We start from the raw sequence: 20,690 nt of genomic DNA, 5'->3' as shown, positions 1-20,690 counted from the left end.
TCTTGTACACTATTAAATAGTTTGCTAAAATATCAGATTTTCTTTGGATTTCAATATTTTTGGTGATATTTCTTTTACAAACACAACTTCGGGTATTTTGTTTATGTTTTTTATGATCCGATCTAAATCGTCTTCATCAATAAAATTTTTGATGAGAATAAAATAATCAAAATTGGCATGTTCGGGTATTAGCAGGCTTCCCTCTATACTTTTATTGTTGATTAAATAATACTCAGTTTGAAATTTGGTGTTTATGTACCAAAAAGTAGTGAAGTGCTGTATCGATTTTTTATGATGATCGACAATGATGTGATATTCTAATTCTTCAGCAGATTTTTGTTTTAATTTTTGATTATGATCAAACTTATCTTCTTTACCTCTTACAAAATCGAGTAAGGTCACCTTGTTGATAAAATGACAGAGACGGTAATCTTTTAAAGGACATGATATGGCGATGAGTACGAAGTCAAGTTCGGCATCAAATTCTAGGTCCCATTTTAGTATCGTTTTGTTATTCAAAGTGAAAATTTATGCTTGTGTTCTTGACGAAAATACAAAAAAATGATGCAAATGCTGTGAATTTAATGTAAAATTTGAATTAATTGACTTCTTGTTTGTACATATTAGGAATTATTGTTATACTTGAAGAAGGTTAGTTTATAGCGAGTTACGGGTATGACTGTACCTACCTGGAAAATAATTTGACAATCTAAAAATCAATTGGATTTTTATATTTGATGAAATTTATTTTTCTTTGCACAGATTTATTAAACAATTAAACTATAAAATCATGTCAGATATCGCTTCAAGAGTAAAGGCAATTATCGTTGAAAAATTAGGTGTAGACGAAAACGAGGTAACACCAGAAGCTTCTTTCACTAATGATTTAGGTGCAGATTCACTTGATACTGTAGAGTTAATCATGGAATTTGAGAAAGAATTCAACGTTGCAATACCTGATGACCAAGCTGAAACTATTGGTACAGTGGGACAAGCAATCACTTATTTAGAAAAAAACGTTAACTAACTAATTTAATTGGGCCAAATCGTATAAATGGAGCTTAAAAGAGTAGTAGTAACAGGATTAGGCGCACTTACACCAATTGGTAATACCGTTTCAGAATATTGGAATAGTTTACTAGATGGTGTAAGCGGTGCTGCTCCCATTACGCATTTTGATGCGTCAAAATTTAAAACCCAATTCGCTTGTGAAGTGAAGGGGTTCGATCCACATGAATTTATGGATCGAAAGGAAGCTCGCAAAGTAGATCCTTTTGTACAGTATGCTATTGCATCATCTGATGAAGCAATCAAGGATGCTGGTTTAATTTTTGAAAATTTAGATACAAATCGTATCGGAGTAATCTGGGGATCAGGAATTGGGGGATTGACAACTTTTACAGATGAAGTTGTCAATTTTGCAAAAGGGGATGGAACACCGCGTTTCAATCCTTTCTTTATTCCAAAGATGCTTGTCGATATTGCTCCGGGACATATTTCTATGCGTCACGGACTTCGTGGACCTAATTTTTCTGCTGTCTCTGCATGTGCTTCGGCAACCAATGCGATGATTGATGCTTTTAACTATATTCGTATGGGTAAAGCTGATGTGATTGTTACAGGTGGATCTGAAGCGACTATTAATGAAGCTGGAATCGGTGGATTTAATGCGATGCATGCATTGTCAACTAGAAATGATGATCCTAAAACAGCTTCGCGTCCTTTTGATAAAGATCGTGATGGTTTTGTTTCTGGTGAAGGGTCTGGTGCGATCATATTAGAAAGTTTAGAACACGCATTAGCGCGTGGTGCTAAAATTTATGCTGAAATTGGGGGTGGAGGTATGAGCGCTGATGCACATCATATCACAGCTTCACATCCAGAGGGTTTAGGTGCTAAACTTGCAATGACAATGGCTGTCAATGATGCGGAACTAGATTTCACAGATATTGATTATATCAATGTGCATGGCACTTCTACTCCGGTAGGGGATATTAGTGAAACTAAAGCTATTGTGGATTTGTTTGGTGAGCATGCTTATAAATTGAACATTAGTTCTACAAAATCAATGACTGGACACCTTTTAGGTGCAGCTGGCGCGATTGAAACTATTGCTTCTATTTTAGCTGTTCAAAATGATATAGTACCGCCTACTATTAATCATTTTACAGATGATCCAGAATTGGACAACAGATTAAATTTCACATTTAATAAAGCTCAAAAGCGTATTGTAAATGCTGCAATGAGTAATACTTTTGGCTTTGGTGGTCACAATGCAACTATTGTTGTGAAAAAATACAAAGCTTAATATTACTTTATTTAAGTTATTAAAATAATTGGGATACAACAGGTGCTTTATACCTGTTGTCCCATTTTTAGACTAAGATGCCTTTTTCAAGGATTTATAAATTATATTTTTCTGCTGACAAAGCTTATGTTAGAAAGCTCAAGAACCTGTTAGGTTTTGTCCCTGGAAACATACGACTTTATCAAATGGCTTTTAGGCATAAGTCTGTAGCTGTTGTGATTAAGGAAGGTTCAAAAAACAGCAATGAAAGATTGGAATTTTTGGGCGATGCAATTTTGGGTTCAGTTGTTGCTGAATTACTTTTCAAAAAGTATCCCTATAAAGACGAAGGTTTTTTGACTGAAATGAGATCTAAAATTGTTAGTCGTGTCCATCTTAATCAACTTTCCCGAAAATTGGGATTCAATGAACTGATTCAGTTTGATGCCAGAATGATCAGTTTTCCTAATAAACAAGGCTCTCTGCTAGGAGATGCTTTTGAAGCACTTATCGGTGCTGTTTATTTAGATAAAGGTTATGTTTTTACTAAAAATTTTCTGTTAAATCGCATTATTAAGCCACATGTTGATATTCATTTATTGGAACAAACGGAAACAAATTTTAAAAGCCGATTGATCGAATGGTGTCAACATAATGGCAAGGAGGTTGTTTTCAATCAAATTGAAAATCCACCAGGAGAATCGAGTAAAATGTTTTCTGTAGAGGCTATTGTCCAAGGCGAGGTATGTGGGTTGGGACAAGATTTCAATAAGAAAAGTGCCGAAAAATCTGCTGCTGAAAAAGCTTGTGAATATTTGAAAATTTTGGAACTTGACTAAGCTTTTTTCTTAGAAGCCTCAAAAAATCCTTCTTAAATATTAACTTTGCCAAATGGCAACAGTAAAACCTTCTTTAGCAAAAGGCACGCGTGATTTTTCACCAGCCGAAATGCTTAAACGTAATTATATTTTCAATACGCTTAAACGTGTTTTTATAAAATATGGTTACAGTGAAATTCAAACTCCTTCTTTTGAAAATTTACAGACACTTACTGGAAAGTACGGTGATGAGGGGGATCAGTTAATTTTTAAGATTTTGAATTCGGGAGATTATTTGAGTAAAGCTCCTGATGATCTATTTAAATCTAAATCTTCCATTAAATTAATTTCTCATATTTCTGAAAAGGCACTTCGTTATGACCTTACTGTACCGTTTGCTCGTTACGTTGTCATGCATCAAAATGATATTTCCTTACCTTTCAAGCGTTTTCAAATTCAACCTGTATGGCGTGCAGATCGTCCTCAAAGAGGTCGTTATCGTGAATTTTACCAATGTGATGTAGATGTTGTGGGCTCTGCCAGTCTACTCAATGAAGCTGAGTTTATGTTGATCTATCATGAAGCACTGAAAAATTTGGGATTGAAAGATTTTACGATTAAAATCAACAATCGTAAGATTCTTTCAGGTATTGCAGAAATTATTGGTAAGCCGGAACTTATTGTCGATATGACAGTTGCGATCGATAAATTGGATAAGATCGGTTTAGAAGGAGTCAACAAGGAATTATTAGAACGTGGTTTTACAACAACTGATTTGGAAATTTTACGCCCAATTATTTTATTGGAAGGATCAAATGAAGAGAAATTGTCGGCGCTAAAACATGTACTGTCAAATTCGGAAATTGGATTGAAGGGCGTAGCTGAAATAGAAGAAACTTTTGATTATATTTCTAAGTTGGATTCTTCAAATGAAGTTTTACAGCAGTTTGTAGAGGTGGATATTACCTTAGCTCGTGGTTTAAATTATTATACTGGATGCATTTTTGAGGTTAAGACCAATGAAGTAGCTATGGGAAGTATCGGAGGCGGAGGACGCTACGATGATTTGACAGGTATGTTTGGGTTAAAAGGGTTAACAGGCGTTGGTGTGTCTTTTGGTGCCGATCGCATCTATGATGTTCTAGAAGAGTTGAATCTTTATCCAGAGGCTAAAGGAGATTATACCAAACTGTTGATTGTGAATTTTGATAAAGAGACCGAGTCCTTTACATTGCCACTTTTAAATCGCTTACGTCAAGCAAATGTTGCTGTGGAACTTTATCCAACAGCCGCAAAATTGAAAAAACAAATGAGTTACGCGGACAGTAAAGGGATTCCATATGTTTTGTTAATCGGTGATGAGGAGGTTTATTCTGGACAGCTTTCATTAAAAGATATGCAAACAGGTGATCAAAGAAAAATTGATGAATCAACTTTGATTGCTGAATTGAGCTAAAATCAAATTTGTTAAAAAATAGTAAAAGCCAAAAGATTATTATGTCTTTTGGCTTTTTTGTTTGTTCTTTTTTTAATTTACTAAATTAAGCCAGTCATTTATTTGCCTTTCCTGTTATGTGGTTTAAATCAAATGTCTTAGAACTGTCTAAAACGAGAAGAAAATTTGATTTTCTGACCAAAATATCACCCAAATTGATTAGATTTGTAGTCAAGATTAGTAAGAAATTCAAAACTTTGAAATGAGTTCAACACCTATAACAAAAGAGACATATTTAGAGTGGTATAGATCTATGCTACTTATGCGTAAGTTTGAAGAGAAAACAGGTCAACTTTATGGACAGCAAAAAATCCGTGGTTTCTGTCACTTGTACATTGGACAAGAGGCAGTAGTAGCAGGTACCATGTCTGTAATTAAACCTGAAGATTCTTTAATTACAGCCTACCGTGATCACGCACATGCTTTAGCAAAAGGAGTGTCTGCAAATGAATGTATGGCTGAGATGTTTGGAAAAGCAACAGGTTGTTCAAAAGGAAAAGGTGGATCTATGCACTTTTTTTCGAAAGAACATAAGATGATGGGAGGCCATGGTATTGTCGGTGGTCAGATTCCGTTAGGAGCTGGTATCGCATTTGCTGAGAAATATTTGGGCACAAATAATGTTAACGTATGTTACATGGGTGATGGTGCTGTTCGTCAAGGTGCTTTCAATGAAACTTTGAACATGGCCATGTTGTGGAAATTACCAGTAATTTTTGTTTGTGAAAACAATGGTTACGCAATGGGTACTTCTGTACAACGTACAACCAATATGCAAGATATTTATAAAATGGGCTTAGGTTTTGATATGCCTTGTGCTCCAGTAGATGGTATGGATGTAGTAGCGGTACACAACGCAATGGACGAAGCTGTTCAACGTGCTCGTGCTGGTGAAGGACCTACTTTCTTAGAAATACGTACATACCGTTACAAAGGACACTCTATGTCCGATCCTGCGAAATACCGTACGAAAGAAGAACTAGAAGAATATAAAGGGCGTGATCCATTATTAGCGACAAAGCATGCTATTGTTGAAAACAATTATGCTGATGAAGCTTGGTTTGCTGAAGTGGATGCTGAAGTGAAAAGTATTGTAGATGAGTCTGTAAAATTTGCGGAAGAATCTCCTTTCCCTACAGCTGATGAATTGTACAAAGATGTGTACGTTCAAGAGGATTATCCATTTATATTAGATTAATATAAGTTACTTTAACTAGATAAATAAAATACAATGGCTGAAGTAGTTAGAATGCCGAAAATGAGCGATACCATGACCGAAGGGGTTATCGCAAAATGGCACAAACAAGTTGGTGATAAAGTTAACTCTGGTGATTTAGTTGCTGAAATCGAAACTGATAAAGCAACGATGGATTTTGAATCATACCAAGAAGGAACGCTTTTATATATTGGTCCAAAAGAAGGTGAAGCAGTTGCGATTGATGCTATTATCGCTATTCTTGGAGAACCAGGAGAAGATTTTCAAGCATTATTAAGTGATGCTCCTCAGACTGAAGAAGTAACAGAGAAAAAGGAAGTAGAAACTTCTAATTCATCTGAAACTGAAGCAGCTCCACAATCTAATGTGACTCCGGAATCTTTAGGTGTTACCGTAATTACTATGCCTTTGTTGAGTGATACGATGACTGAAGGTGTGATTGCACAGTGGAATTTTAAAGTTGGTGACACGATCAAATCTGATGATTCTATTGCTGATGTAGAGACTGATAAGGCGACAATGGAAGTGACAGCTTATGCTGACGGTACATTGTTGTATGTAGGTCTTGAAGCAGGTGAAGCTGCTAAAGTAAATGATATCATTGCTATTGTAGGTCCTGCTGGAACAGATGTAACACCATTGTTAAATCAAAAGCCAGCGTCTGCATCTCAAGCTGCTCCTGCAGAAGTAAAAAAAGAAGAATCCAAAGAAGAGGCTCCTGTAACTACTGAAAATAAATCTACTGATGTAGCTGATGATTCTCGAGTGAAAGCATCTCCTTTAGCCCGTAAAATTGCTAAAGATAAAGGGATCAATCTGAGTGAGATTAAAGGATCTGCTGATGGTGGTCGTATTGTTAAAAAAGATGTTGAATCTTACGTTCCAGCTGCTAAATCTGCTCCTGCTGCGTCTGCTCCAGTAGCTACCGAAACAAAAGCGATCACTTTACCAACTTTTGTAGGTGAAGAAAGATATACAGAAGTTGCTGTTTCTCAAATGCGTAAAACTATTGCGCGTCGCTTAGGTGAAAGCTTATTTACTGCTCCACATTTTTACTTGACGGTTAGTATTGATATGGAAAATGCAATGATTGCTCGTACACAAATCAATGAAGTGGCTCCAGTAAAAGTTTCTTTCAATGATATCGTTGTAAAAGCAGTTGCAGTTGCCTTGAAAAAACACCCTGCCGTAAATTCTTCATGGAAAGGTGATAAGATTCGTTTTAATGAACATACAAATATTGGTGTCGCAATGGCTGTTGAAGATGGCTTATTAGTTCCTGTTGTAAGTTTTGCCGATGGAAAATCATTATCTCACATTTCTGCAGAAGTTAAAGATTTCGCTCAAAAAGCTAAAACTAAAAAATTAACTCCAGCAGATTGGGAAGGTTCAACATTTACAGTTTCTAATTTGGGTATGTTTGGTATTGATGAATTTACATCAATTATCAACTCTCCTGATGGTGCAATCCTATCTGTTGGTGCAATTCAACAAGTACCAGTTGTTAAGAATGGTGCGGTTGTTCCTGGAAATGTGATGAAGTTGACTTTAGGTTGTGACCACCGTGTAGTGGATGGTGCTACAGGTGCTCAATTCTTACAAACGTTAAAAGCATTATTAGAAAATCCAGTAAGATTATTAGCATAATCTTACTTCGAATACTTATATTGAAAAGGTCACTTTATATAAAGTGACCTTTTTTTATTGTTTTTTTCTTTTTTTAGTACTAAAATCAGCATTTTAGCATTTATACATTAGAAAAGAAATAGAATCCGTTAAATAGTGAAGTTATATATATTAAAAAGTCTAGTTGCTGTTCTTATCATAGCAACAGTATCATGTAGTTCGAAAGAAGAAAAACAAAAAAAGGCATTAGTTGAACAGGCTAAAACTGATAGTCTAAAACTCATATACCATCCATCTGAAGCAGATCCGAAAGTTGAGGCATTTATGCAAAATCTGCATAAAAGATCAGGATTTAATGGTAATGTGCTGATTGCAAGAAATGGAAAGATTTTATATCAAAATTCATTTGGTTGGGCCAATTATCTTTTAAAAGATAGTTTGAAAATTGATTCAAAATTCGAATTGGCTTCTGTTTCAAAACCCCTCACAGGTATAGGTATTTTGAAATTGGTCGAGGAGGGGAAATTGAAATTGGATCAAACCATTAATGATTTTTATCCGAATTTTCCTTATCCAGATATCACAATTAAACAATTGTTGTCTCACCGATCTGGATTGCCAAATTATGTTTATTTTTCGGAGCAGCATTGGAAGGAAAAGAAGAAGGGCATGACCAATCAAGATGTCATGAATATGCTGATAGAATTTAAGCCGAATCGATATGGAAAACCAGATGGTAAATTCTTTTATAACAACTCGAATTTCATGGTGTTAGGTGCCATTATTGAAAAGGTAACTAATCAAAGTTATGCGGAATGGATGAAGGAAAATGTTTTTAATCCGGCAGGCATGACAAATACGGCAGCATTGTCAAAGGCTATTTATGAAAAAATTCCTACAGATGTTATCGGTCACGATAAAGTATGGAGAAGATCTGTTGTTCAAAATTTTCAAGATGGGCCTCTGGGAGATAAGGGAATTTATAGTACGGTAAGGGATCTATATAAATTAGATTTAGCTTTGAATGAAGGTAGATTATTAAAGAAAGAAACATTAGACTCTGCTTATGTCGACCGTGCGAAATCTAAAAATGGAATATTTGGATATGGATTGGGATGGCGTACTTTTCATAGAAATAATGATGTAATAATCTATCATACCGGATGGTGGCACGGATTTCGCAATCTGTATGTGAGGGATCTTAAAAATAATGTCACGATTGTACTGTTATCGAATATGACTAATGGAAGTTTAGTTAAATTGGATGAATTGTATAAAATTTTAGGTATGCCTATTTTGAGGAAGGGTGTTTATAATGATGCTGGTAATGTGGCTGATGATGTTTAATTAAGGAGTTATGAAAAAAACGCTAATAATAGGAGCGAGTACTAATCCAGAAAGGTATTCGTATAAAGCTGCTCATAAATTGAAGCAATATGGACATGATATTGTGAATGTAGGTCTTAAGAAGGGGGAAGTTGCAGGTGTTGCAATAGAGTCAATGGGACCAATTCATTCGGATATTGATACGATCACGATGTATGTCGGCGAAGCAAATCAGAAGGGCTATATGGATTACATATTGGCAACAAAGCCAAAGCGAATTATCTTTAATCCTGGTGCTGAAAATCCCGAATTAGCGGCACTTGCTAATAAGTTAGGTATTGATACTGAAAATGCTTGTACACTGGTTCTTTTAAGTACAGGACAGTATTAGACTGAAATATTGTAATTATACTTTATCGGAATTTATATTCCGTATTTAACTCATAAAAAAGGGTTATATTGGTTTTAAAAAGCCAGTATAACCCTTTTTTATGCCTTCCCTTCTCAAACGATTTCGTAAGTTTCCCTTGTGTGTCTACTAAAAAAAGTACACTTTAGAGTCCAATTGAGCCCAAGTTGTGAGAAGTTCATATATTATTTTTATTCCAACCTTATGTATTATTTATCGTGCTTCAGACATCGTATAATGGAAAAATGGATTTATATATTTCGAAAGGGGAACGGTTCATTTTTCTTCAGAAACAAAAAACATAGAAGATCCACGATTGCTAAAAGTGTGGGGAGAAACGCTTATAAAATAAATGTTGCAATAAATAGTAAGGAATTAAAGAATCAAGTGATGTATAAAATAGTAGCAAATTAAGACGATAGCAATTATGATGAAAATGAAAAAACAGATTCTCATGGTATTATGTTCTGCTTTAGGAATATGTACTGTGCAAGGCCAGTCCAGCGATCTGAAATTATCGAAAGAGTTTATCCAGCAGAATTTGAATGATGCCGCTCAACAAATTAAAGTCTTGGCAAATGAGACCCCAGACGAAAAATTTCCTAAAACTTTTGAAAATAATAAAGAAGTCTTTTCATCATCGAGCTGGTGGTGTTCTGGATTCTATCCAGGAACACTGTGGTACTTATATGAAGGAACTCAAGATCGAGGGTTATTACAAAAGGTGGAAGAGAAGTTACCTTATTTGGAGAAAGAAAAATATAATAAAGGGACACATGATCTAGGTTTTATGTTGTTTTGCAGTTTTGGAAATGGCTTACGTCTAACAGGTGATTCCGTGAAATATAAAGATGTGTTAGTTACTGGCGCAGCTTCGCTCGCTTCTCGTTTCAATGAGACAACAAAGACTATTCGGTCTTGGGATCACAAGCCTTGGCATTATCCTGTCATCATTGATAATATGATGAATTTGGAATTTTTGACGCAGGTTTCAAAAATGACTGGAAATAAATGGTATTATGATTTGGCGGTAATACATGCCGAGACAACATTGAGAAACCATTTTAGAAAAGATTATAGCTCATATCATGTTATTGATTATGATGTGAACACGGGTAAAGTTATTGCCAAAAAAACACATCAGGGTGCCTTTGACGAATCTGCATGGTCTAGAGGACAAGGTTGGGCACTCTATGGTTATACCATGATGTATCGCGAGACCAAGAAGAAGGAATTTTTAAATCAGGCTCGACATATTGCAAAGTATATTTTTAATCATCCCAATTTACCGCAAGATTTAATTCCTTATTGGGATTTTGATAAGGATAAGATTGATCAATCTAGTAAAATGTATGCTAAGAAAGATCTACGTGATGTTTCAGCAGCGGCATTGTATGCATCTGCTTTACTCGAATTGGCGCAATATACAGTAGGTAAGGAGTCGACGCTTTATCTTACTAAGGCGGAGACCATGCTCACAAATTTATCTAAGGCTCCTTATAAGGCCGAGTATGGAAAGAATGGCGGTTATTTATTAAAACATAGTGTAGGGGCACTACCTTTGAATTCTGAAATAGATGTACCATTGACGTATGCTGATTATTACTATGTTGAAGCATTGATTAGATACAAAAGACTTCTAGAGGGAAATGCTATTATTCAGGAGATCGCTAAATGACATTTTTTACTTCTCTAACAGTTCTTTATTATTTTGGACAATGTGAGTTGCAATTCTATATGCCAAGCGATCATGATCGAGCTGATTGTAAAATTGAATTTTTTGGAGCTCTAGGATAAGTAGACTATACGGTAAGAATGGATATAGTTGGTGGAACAACCATATTGCAACCTTAATCAAGTATAGCTTCACTATATGGGACTGTTGTGTAAAAACACTTTTTAAAGCTTAAATTATCCGTTTTAGGAGTTCATGTGAACCTTTCTGCAACTACTTTTTGGCTCTGAGCAATCGCTCTTTGACTAAGAGTAGTTCCTATTTTCAAAAAAGGAATCTATCCTCTGGCAAAGGAATCCAATCTTTTAAAAAGAAAATCACGTTTTCTAAAACTGTGTTCCATTGTTCATAAGAACCATCACCTTTTTGAAAATAAATAATCGATGATTTAAAAGGATTGAACACTTTATGGATTAAGGAGTACATTGCTGGGAACAAGTGACTACTATTTCTAAACACAGGATCAGTTTTTTGGAAATAGTAATTTAAGTTTATCAACTCAGGACAGCTTTTTTGGAAATAACGGTTCCATTGATCAACAAGCGATCACTTGTTTGGAAATAGGGATTCAAGTTTGCTAACAAAGTACTAGCCGAAGGCAAAAAGTAATCCTACTATTGCCCCATTATTACTATGTTGTACAATTAATACATAAACAATTTAGCATGCTAACTACTAACACGTTATTATTCATTTGAATCACGCTGTTCTTTAATAATAAATTCAGAAGGATTTTGTCCAAAGAGTTTTTTAAATTCTTTACTAAAGTATTTTCTGTCTGAAAATCCCACAGCATAAGCTACTTCACTTATATTGAGAGCAGAAAGCAATAGATCTTTTGCTTTATTTAGTCTATAGTTTTTAACATAGTTATTAAGAGAAAGGTTTGTAATGGCATTTAATTTACGGTAAAGTACTGGAGCACTCATTCCCATAGCACGAGAAATAAAATTGACGTCAAATGAATCTGATAGTAGGTGATGTTCGATAAGCCTGTTTAAGGATTGAATGAATTTGTTGTCTTGTTCGTTATCACTAATGGTCGCTTTTATTTGAAAGTTCTGGCTTCGCTTTTTACTTATATTTAAGAGATTTTGTACAGAATAAAAGAGTTGACTGTTATCAAATGGTTTTGTTAAATAAATGTTTGCACCACTTTGTAAAGTCTCAGTTTGTAATTGATGGTCTGTTAAAGCGGTTAATAAAATAAATGGAATATGGCTTGTAATGATACTGTTCTTGATAGCTCTGCATAACTCTATTCCATTCATATTGGGCATCATGAAGTCAGAAATAATTAGATCAGGTACTATTTTTTCCGCTTTTTTTAATGCCTCCTCGCCATTATGAGCAAGAATAATATTGAAATTATCTTTAAAAATATTGGCAATTATTTCTAATAGCTCTTTATTATCTTCAACAATGAGGATTGTCGTTTGTAATCCTACTTCTGCAATAGCGGGGAAAGCGGATAATGGAGAAATGCTTTGAACGGAATTGTCAGTCTCACTGTAATCAAGATTTGATGTTTTCGGCAAGTGCACGGTAAAAATAGTCCAATTTTCTTGTTGCTCGTGCTTGGATTGACAATGAATTTCTCCACCATGTTGTTCGATTATTTTTTTAGTTAGGGCTAATCCTATACCAGTGCCGATAGTATCATTTACTTGATCTTCTCTATAATATTCTTCGAATATTTTAAATTGGTTGGTTGATGTAATTCCGATGCCATTATCAACAATCTGAATGGTGATTCTTTTTTCATCTTGAATAACTTCTAAGTAGACAGTGCCATTTTCAGGGGTATATTTAATAGCATTGGACAGTAGGTTGAACATCACTTTATCAAATTGTATGGTATCAATTGACTGGATGCCGATGGGATCTATGTGTTTAATATAATAGTTTAAATTTTTTGTTTGGGCAAAATCATTAAATAGATAAAAAGTATCTTCGATATATTCTCTGAATGAAATTGATGTCAATTTGAGTTCTTGTTTATGATCATCAAATTTTTTAAAGTCCAATAATTCATTTACTACAGTTAGAAGTTTGTTTGCATTTTTTTTGATGCGTATTAATTTAAATTGTGTAGTTGGAAGATTGGCCACTTCTGTTATTAATTCATCAAGCGGAGCTGTGATTAAGGTAAGTGGTGTTCTAATTTCGTGTGAAATTTGAGTGAAAAAGTTAATTTTATTTTCGTGTTCTTTTTCTGAATTAATTAAAATTTCACGTTCCACAATGAATTTTATTATGAAATGAATGGCTAAAGCAAATGATAGTGCATAAAAAAGATATGCCCACCAGGTGCGCCAAAATGGAGGAAGTACCGTAATATCTAAGATTAGAGGAGTTTTGCTCCAAATCATATCGTTGTTGCAAGAAAATATGGTTAATTTATGTCTTCCTTCGGGTATATTGGTGTATTTAATGTTTGCTGAATTGGTCTCTATCCAATCTTTGTCAATCCCATCTAACTTGTATCTGTATTTGTTTTTTAGTGGCTTGATGAAATTAGAGCTTGAAAAATCGATTGTTAAATAGTTTTCATGGTGTTGTAATCTTATTTGATAATGATTGTTCGTTGCTGTAGCATGAATTCGGTCGAATGGCAGTGTACTTTCATTTATATAGATATTTCTTAATAAAACTGTAGGTAAAATATGATTGAAGGCTATTTTTTTAGTATCTATGGATACTAACCCATTTAGAGTCGTCAAGAATAATTTTCCTTCTTCACCATGGAACAGTTTTGCACTTTGCAAATTTTTAACGGGTAAACCATCATTTTGATTTAAAATATTCGTGTACTTCGTTTTAGGGTTAAAGAAAATTAAGCCATTTTCACTCGTGATCCAGAGCATATTGTCGATCATGATGGGCCAACCGAGATTATTTTTATTGAACTTGACGTGAAAGGTTGCTTCACCATTTTTTTGCAGACTATAAAGTGCACTGTCAGTGGTAAACCAAAGTTGATCCAAGGGATCGATGAAAAAACCTTTTATTGAATGCGACTTTAGTTCTGGAATAACTTTAAAGATAGCGGTTTGATTTTTTACATATAATTTACTTTCTTGTAAAAGATATATTTGAGATTTGCTGTCTTCTTGAATGTCTGTAACTTCTCTGCTTCTTATCTCTTCAACTCGAACAGGAATCTGATTGTTTTCGACAGTAAATAATCCACTATTTGTTCCTAAATAGATTTTTTTAGATGGATCGACATAAATAGCGAAAATATTATTCTTAACATCGAAAGAGTCTTTATCTAGATAATAATGATTCGTTTTATGACTATGGATATCAATGACATTATATCCGCCGGCGTACTGAGCAGCATAAATCTTGTTTTCTCGGACGTAAAGGTCTTTGATGAGATTAGATTTTGTTAGATGCGGAACTGAAATGCTATTTCCGCTTGCTTTGTTGATGATATTAATTCCATTTTCCTCTGTCCCAATCCAATACTTCTCTTTTGTCTGTGCAAAACTGCTTGTTATGTCACTATTTAAACGATGCAAATTATTTGATCGCGTAGCATATATAGTAAGAGGTAGAACGTTTGGGTATATGGCATTTATTCCTCCAAAATAGGTGCCTAACCAGACAATTTTTTGATTATCTACAAAAATATCGTAGATGGAGTTTTGTGATAGCGAATAGTTGAAGGTAGTATGTTGATAATTGTTAAAATAATTTTCTTTTTCAAATACAGATAACCCCTTGAGTGTACCGATTAAAATATTTCCTTGCGGGTTTTTAATGATTTTACGGACATTATTACTCAGTAAATTGCTATTTCCTATATGAAGGTTGACCCAAGTCTTATTCTTAAATTCATATCGATAAATACCGTGAAGTTTAGTTGCTACCCATAAGTTGTCTTTGTCATATAATAGCGAACTTATAATACGTTCTTCTTGTAATGGAATCGGCAGCTGTAAGTTGGATATAATAGAAAGCTTTTTATTCTTGTATTGTATCATTTCAATGCCCTGTAGACTTGCAATGATGTACGTATCACTACTTATTTGTGTAATGGTGTGAACTTTATCTCGGGCTAATAATAATTCAAGTTTGTAAGAAGATGCTGTGGGGCTGGCACGATAAAGCCCATCTTTAGCACAAAGAAAAGTCTGCCCAGATAGCGTTTGAATGTCTAGAACGGTTATCTTTTCTTTAAAGGGTTTACTGTTTTTTTGTATATATCTGTGTCGATTAATATCATATAGATGTAAATGGGTTGAGGTAGCAATAAAAAGATCATTTTTTGCGTTAATTCCAATTTTAATAATATACTCAATATCATTTAGTGTGGTGTCAGATCTCCGTAAATTGGAGACATTTTTTGAATCATAAACAAAAAGATTGTCCGCTCCTCCAAACCAAAGCCTACCTTTTTGATCTTGTGCAATAGAGAGAACCGGTTGTTTGTCAAGAATATTCTCCTGACTTAATTGTTCAAATCGAAAATCCTGTGCATAGCAATGAGCAATCAAGAATCCCAAGGTTAAAAAACATCGTAGTAGATTTAGCTGATTATTCATTTTGGCTGGTTTATAGGTCAAATTTAAGATTTTACCCCTAAAAATTTATAAAAATCACCCTCTATTATTGTGATTATGCTTCAAATTTGAGGCATAAACCAATTAATTAATATATAAACTAAATCCAAAAGTATGGCAAAGTTTTACACAGTCGGGGTATCGGCTATGATGTTATTTACGGTAGGCACGACTATGGCTCAGCAAAAGATTTCTGTGTCTGGACGAATAACGGATAGTCAAGGTGGGGCATTATCTGGCGTAACGATCAAAGAAAAAGGAGGAACAGTAGCGACTTCGACTAACAAATCTGGAAATTTTTCGATTTCTGTCCCGAGTAATGCAACGTTGATCATTTCTAATGTAGGCTACCAAAATCAAGAAGTTTCTGTCGATGGAAAAACCGCTATTACAATCACTTTAGCGGACGGAAATGCTGCTATTGATGAAGTTGTCGTCGTGGGTTATGGAACGCAGAAAAAGGCTAAATTACTGGGATCCATATCAACTATTGATGCTAAACAACTGGAAAATCGTGCAGTTACTAATGTTTCCTCTGCACTCTCGGGTTTAGCAGCAGGAGTTCAGGTAAAAGTAGGAAATGGCAAACCGGGAAGTGATGGTGCTACTATTCGAGTACGCGGGGTAGGAACTATGAATAATAATGACGCACTAGTTATCATTGATGGGATACAAGGTGTAATGGATGCGGTAAATCCCGAAGATATTGAAAATATTTCTGTTTTGAAGGATGCATCATCTGCAGCAATATATGGTGCACGTGCTGCAAATGGGGTTATCTTGATAACAACTAAAAAAGGTAAAGCTGGACAAGGCCCGCAGATCAATTATTCGGGATTATTTTCAAGGACCTCACCCAGTGCTAAGCCTGTATTTGTTAATGATTATGTGCGTCACATGAATTTATTTAATGAAGCAGCTGCAAATATTGGTACTACTGGACAGTATACACAGTCTGCAATTGATACATGGACTGCCGCCAATGCGGACCCAAATGGTTTAGCTCCTTCTGGTTTACCTAATTATGTTGCTTATCCTAATACCAATTGGGGGGACTGGATCTATGAAGATGGCTGGTTGAAGAATCATAATGTGAGTGTATTGGGAGGAAGTGAGAAAATTCGTTTTAATTTATCTGGAAGAATTCAAGATAATCCCGGTATCATGTACAATACAGGAATGAAGCGTTACGAAGGACGTGTTAACTTGGAAACTGATGTAACCGATTTCTTGACTGTAGGAACACAAACGTTCGTTGTTAATGAACATCGTTCATTGGCTTCTGATGCTAATCTTTACAATTTTTTGCGTCAAACAACTCCGGGTATCTACCCCAAGTATGAAGACAAGTTTGGGGGAGCCGTTTTAAGTTCAGGAGAGTCTTCACAATTAAATAATGTTTTGTTGTATCTGTATGATTATAAAGGGAGTAATGAGCGAACTCGATTGAATTCTACATTTTTCGCTAATCTTAAACTTTGGAAAGGTTTAACATTTGAAACCAAATTTAATTATCAGTCGCGTTTTGATGAGATTACCGGATATCAAAATCCTTCAGCTCGATATGATTTCTCTACCCTGAATATGGTGGTTACTCCAACTGTGCCTTCACAGCTGACAACAAGTCAATCCTATGGGAAAATTTATAGAAAATCTTTTGATAATGTTTTGCGCTATAATACGGAAATAGGCAAGCATACAATCGGTGCGTTAATTGGACATAACGAATTTTATTATAATGATTCGGGATTCAGTGCTTCTAAGAAAGGTTTGATTGATGAAACCATTACTAATATTGGTACAGGAACTGAAATGTCATCTATCGGAGGAGATGAATCAGATAATTCTATGCGTTCCTTCTTTGGTCGTGTGAACTATGATTATGACTCTAAATATTTGGCTGAGTTTAGTCTTCGTAGAGACGGTGCTTCGAAGTTTGGCCGTAATCGAAAATATGGAACTTTTCCTTCTTTTTCTTTGGGTTATATGCTGTCAAAAGAATCTTTTATGGCTGCTGTGAATCCTTACATACAGGATGTGAAAATTCGTGGATCATGGGGTAAATTGGGGAATGATGGGGGAGATGGTCTTAATGTATACGGTTGGCACGGTGTCTACGGACTGGTTGGTTACTCTTTCAATGGTACACAAATGAATGGTTTGCAGTTGTCTCGTTTTGGCAATGATTTATTGCAGTGGGAGGAAGCTGAAAACAAAGAGATCGGATTAGAATTTGCGACCTTAAAACGCCGTGCATCTGTAGAATTAAATGTGTATGACCGTAAGACGTCTAATATTATTCGTGCTGCAGAGGTTCCAATTACTGCGGGTACGACGACTCCTCCTTTTTTTAATCAAGCTGCAATGCGTAATACAGGTGTTGAGTTTAATTTAAATTGGCGTGATCAGATTGGAGATTTCAGATATAATATAGGGGGTAATTTTTCTTATAATAAGAATAAGGTAATCAAATTTGAAGGTCAGTTGAAAGAAGGATTTGTTGATGATGGTACAGGAAAAATGACTTGGCAAACAAACTTAGGAGATGTTTCTAGCGGGGGGCTCAACCGTATTCTTGAAGGAAGTCAATTAAATGAATTTTATTTGCGTAAAGTCTATAAAGGGGATGGCTCTTATTTTAATGCGGATGGTTCTGTTAATATTCATGGAGGTCCAACGACTGGAATGATTCGTACTGAGGGAGACTATGAATGGGCAAAAGCGATGAAGGCTGCTGGTTATTCCTTCTTAAACTCGAGTCAGAAAATCAGTGATGTTTACGGTAGTACTGCTCTATATTATGGAGATCTAATTTATTCGGATCTTAATCAAGATGGTGTATATGGAAATACTGCGGATCAATATTTTACCGGTACTTCTGTCAATCCAAAATATATTTACGGTATTAGTCTTGGCTTTTCGTATAAGGGATTGGATATGTCTATGATTTGGGCAGGAGAGTCTGGTGCGCAGTATTACTGGAATGATCATGGGTATAATAACAATGTCTTGATTTCTGGAAATCAGGTGACGACACGAATTGCTGACGATCACTACTTCTATAATCCAAATAATCCTGATGATCCGCGTACAAATCAAAATGGATATTTTCCAAGGTTGAAATATGGTACCTCTGCAGAAAATATTAATAATCAGTCTAGTGATTATTGGTTGTACGAATCGAATTTCTTTAAGTTGAGAAATCTGCAAATCGGGTATACGTTTGATAAGAAGCTCACGGAGAAATTTAAGGTTAGAAATTTAAGAATATTCTTTTCTGGAGAGAATTTGTTGATGTTTACCAATTTCCCTGGATTAGATCCTGAAGTGGGAGCAGGTGCTGAATACCCAACAATGAAGCAGTATGCATTGGGTTTAAATTTTGGATTCTAAAAATAGACTGATCATGAAAAATAAAAATATAAAATATACATTTTGGAATAAAAAATTAATGCTTGTTGCTAGCTTGGCGACAGCAATATCGGTATCTTCTTGCGATAAGGATCTCTTGGACACGGTACCAAAAACACAGGTATTAACCAATAATATGTGGTTAACGGACAACCTAACTGATCAAGGTGTAACGGGTGTATATCAAAACTTGCGTAATGGACAGATGCTGTATGAATATGATACTTATGTTACGTTGCAGGGAAGAGATAATTCGGTTTTAATGAATGGTACTGCAACAGCGTCCTCTGGAATATTTTCTTCCGAATGGCAGAATCTTTATGAGGGGATTCATCGAGCTAATGATGCAGTCTATGGATTGACCAATATTTCTCCAACTGAGGAGGTTAAAAAATCACGGTTGCTTGCGGAAGTGAAATTTTTGCGTGCTTTTTATTACTATCGTTTAAATCAACTATACCAAGGTGTTCCAATATATACGGAACCGATTGAATGGAATAAGGTAGATAAGCCTAGAAATACAGAAGATGAGGTGTGGAATTTGATTGTACAGGATTTGACTGATTGTATTAACGAAACTAATCTTCCAAATCGATATGAAGCTACAAATTCGAATTTTGGAAGAATTTCAAAATCTGCTGCTTATGCTCTCCGAGGAAAAGTGTATATGTACAGAAAAGAATGGCAAAAAGCTATAGATGATTTTCAAAAAGTGAAGGATCTTGGACATACTCTTTTCGGAAATTATGAGAATTTGTTTAAAGGTGAAAATGAGAAAAGTCCTGAAATTATATTCAGTATTCAGAATATTGCTTTACCAGGTTATGGGTCAAATTATCAATTTAGATTTGGGTCTAGATCTGCATTTGGTTCTAATTGGAATACGTTCTTGGTGCACCCTGATGCGGTGGACCGTTATCAAAAGAAGGACGGTTCACCATTTAATTGGAACGATTATATTCCGGGTTATAATGCTATGGATCCCATAAAACGTGAGGTATTTTTCTTAAGAAATAACTTAACAGCTACGGAAATAGCTAATATGACGAAAAAGGGTTTAGATATGTCTTTGTACCTTCCTACGAGCAATGAGCAACGTGTTATGGCTGCTTATGTTGATCGAGATCCTAGGCTGTCAAGTAATGTTATTTTGCCGTATTCGACTTTTGTGGGGGCTAATGGTGCAACTGATCAGGTGTTTACTTCGAGATGGCCATATCGTCAGGAGTTTGGAGGTGTATTTGATTTGCGTACGGACATTGTTCCAAATTTTTATTACTATCCTCGAAAATTTGTCTATACGGGTGCAAATCCTGGTATTCCTAACAGAGAGGCGGGAGCTTATGATTATATCGTGATTCGTTATGCCGATATATTATTGTTATGGGCAGAGGCTCTGAATGAATTGCATAAGCCTGGAGAGGCCGTTATAAAAGCCAATGAGGTACGTACTCGTGCGAGTGTGCAGCCTATTCGTTTAGGTATCGGTGAAGATGATTTGCGTAAGGAAATTCGTGATGAACGACGTCGTGAATTAATGTGTGAGGGTGTTATCTATTTTGATGAACTGCGTTGGAAAACTCTTAAAGCGACGTCTTTTTATGCGGGAAATGGTATTAAAGAAGTTTGGGGTAGAGTGAATTCACCATACACTTGGGGGGGAGACCATTTATTTACTTGGCCTGTACCACAGTTAGAAAGGGAGAGAAATACAAATCTTACTCAAAATCCTGGTTGGGATAATTAAGTTAAATTTTGATTATTCTGTAAAGATTTTGATATCAACCGTCTGTGCA

General features: G+C 35.3%; 13 protein-coding genes. 11 read left to right on the top strand and 2 right to left on the bottom strand.

Features of this window, described 5'->3' with window-relative positions:
* Positions 1–24 precede the first annotated feature (24 nt).
* On the bottom strand, positions 25–519 hold the full coding sequence (locus MUB18_RS03115) for an IPExxxVDY family protein (protein WP_045753963.1): 495 nt from the start codon (positions 517–519) through the stop codon (positions 25–27).
* A 271-nt stretch (positions 520–790) separates the two neighbouring features.
* On the opposite strand from MUB18_RS03115, the gene MUB18_RS03110 reads away from it, so the two are divergent.
* From MUB18_RS03110 to MUB18_RS03070, 9 genes are all read left to right on the top strand, one after another.
* Positions 791–1,027: an acyl carrier protein gene (locus tag MUB18_RS03110; RefSeq protein WP_021192392.1), complete on the top strand. Its 237-nt coding sequence runs from the start codon at positions 791–793 to the stop codon at positions 1,025–1,027.
* A gap of 27 nt (positions 1,028–1,054) precedes the next feature.
* Positions 1,055–2,308, top strand: a complete 1,254-nt coding sequence (gene fabF / locus MUB18_RS03105) for a beta-ketoacyl-ACP synthase II (RefSeq protein WP_021192393.1) — start codon at positions 1,055–1,057, stop codon at positions 2,306–2,308.
* A 77-nt stretch (positions 2,309–2,385) separates the two neighbouring features.
* Positions 2,386–3,126: a ribonuclease III gene (rnc, locus tag MUB18_RS03100; protein ID WP_045753964.1), complete on the top strand. Its 741-nt coding sequence runs from the start codon at positions 2,386–2,388 to the stop codon at positions 3,124–3,126.
* Positions 3,127–3,178: 52 nt separating this feature from the next.
* Entirely contained in the window at positions 3,179–4,561 is a 1,383-nt protein-coding gene (hisS, locus tag MUB18_RS03095) for a histidine--tRNA ligase (protein ID WP_248754931.1), read from the top strand.
* A gap of 241 nt (positions 4,562–4,802) precedes the next feature.
* Positions 4,803–5,798, top strand: a complete 996-nt coding sequence (gene pdhA / locus MUB18_RS03090) for a pyruvate dehydrogenase (acetyl-transferring) E1 component subunit alpha (protein WP_045753966.1) — start codon at positions 4,803–4,805, stop codon at positions 5,796–5,798.
* 33 nt (positions 5,799–5,831) lie between these two features.
* Complete coding sequence (locus tag MUB18_RS03085; protein WP_248754930.1) at positions 5,832–7,463, top strand: 2-oxo acid dehydrogenase subunit E2; 1,632 nt, start codon at positions 5,832–5,834, stop codon at positions 7,461–7,463.
* Positions 7,464–7,598: 135 nt separating this feature from the next.
* Positions 7,599–8,789, top strand: coding sequence for a serine hydrolase domain-containing protein (locus MUB18_RS03080; protein WP_248754929.1), 1,191 nt, complete (start codon positions 7,599–7,601; stop codon positions 8,787–8,789).
* Between the two features lie 10 nt (positions 8,790–8,799).
* A complete protein-coding gene (locus MUB18_RS03075) occupies positions 8,800–9,159 on the top strand; it encodes a CoA-binding protein (protein WP_248754928.1) in 360 nt (119 codons plus the stop codon).
* Positions 9,160–9,607: 448 nt separating this feature from the next.
* Positions 9,608–10,855 (top strand): glycoside hydrolase family 88 protein, encoded by a 1,248-nt coding sequence (locus MUB18_RS03070; RefSeq protein ID WP_248755917.1) that lies wholly within the window; start codon positions 9,608–9,610, stop codon positions 10,853–10,855.
* Between the two features lie 743 nt (positions 10,856–11,598).
* Here MUB18_RS03070 and MUB18_RS03065 read toward each other — a convergent pair.
* A complete protein-coding gene (locus MUB18_RS03065) occupies positions 11,599–15,465 on the bottom strand; it encodes a hybrid sensor histidine kinase/response regulator transcription factor (protein WP_248754927.1) in 3,867 nt (1,288 codons plus the stop codon).
* 132 nt (positions 15,466–15,597) lie between these two features.
* Between MUB18_RS03065 and MUB18_RS03060 the strand changes: the two genes are divergently transcribed.
* Both MUB18_RS03060 and MUB18_RS03055 read left to right on the top strand, forming a co-directional pair.
* On the top strand, positions 15,598–18,876 hold the full coding sequence (locus MUB18_RS03060) for a SusC/RagA family TonB-linked outer membrane protein (RefSeq protein ID WP_248754926.1): 3,279 nt from the start codon (positions 15,598–15,600) through the stop codon (positions 18,874–18,876).
* Positions 18,877–18,889: 13 nt separating this feature from the next.
* Entirely contained in the window at positions 18,890–20,641 is a 1,752-nt protein-coding gene (locus tag MUB18_RS03055; protein ID WP_248754925.1) for a RagB/SusD family nutrient uptake outer membrane protein, read from the top strand.
* Positions 20,642–20,690: the final 49 nt, after the last annotated feature.

It is taken from the genome of Sphingobacterium sp. PCS056 (genome assembly GCF_023273895.1).
Classification (GTDB): Bacteria; Bacteroidota; Bacteroidia; order Sphingobacteriales; family Sphingobacteriaceae; genus Sphingobacterium.
This window is presented reverse-complemented; position numbering and strand designations above follow the sequence as displayed.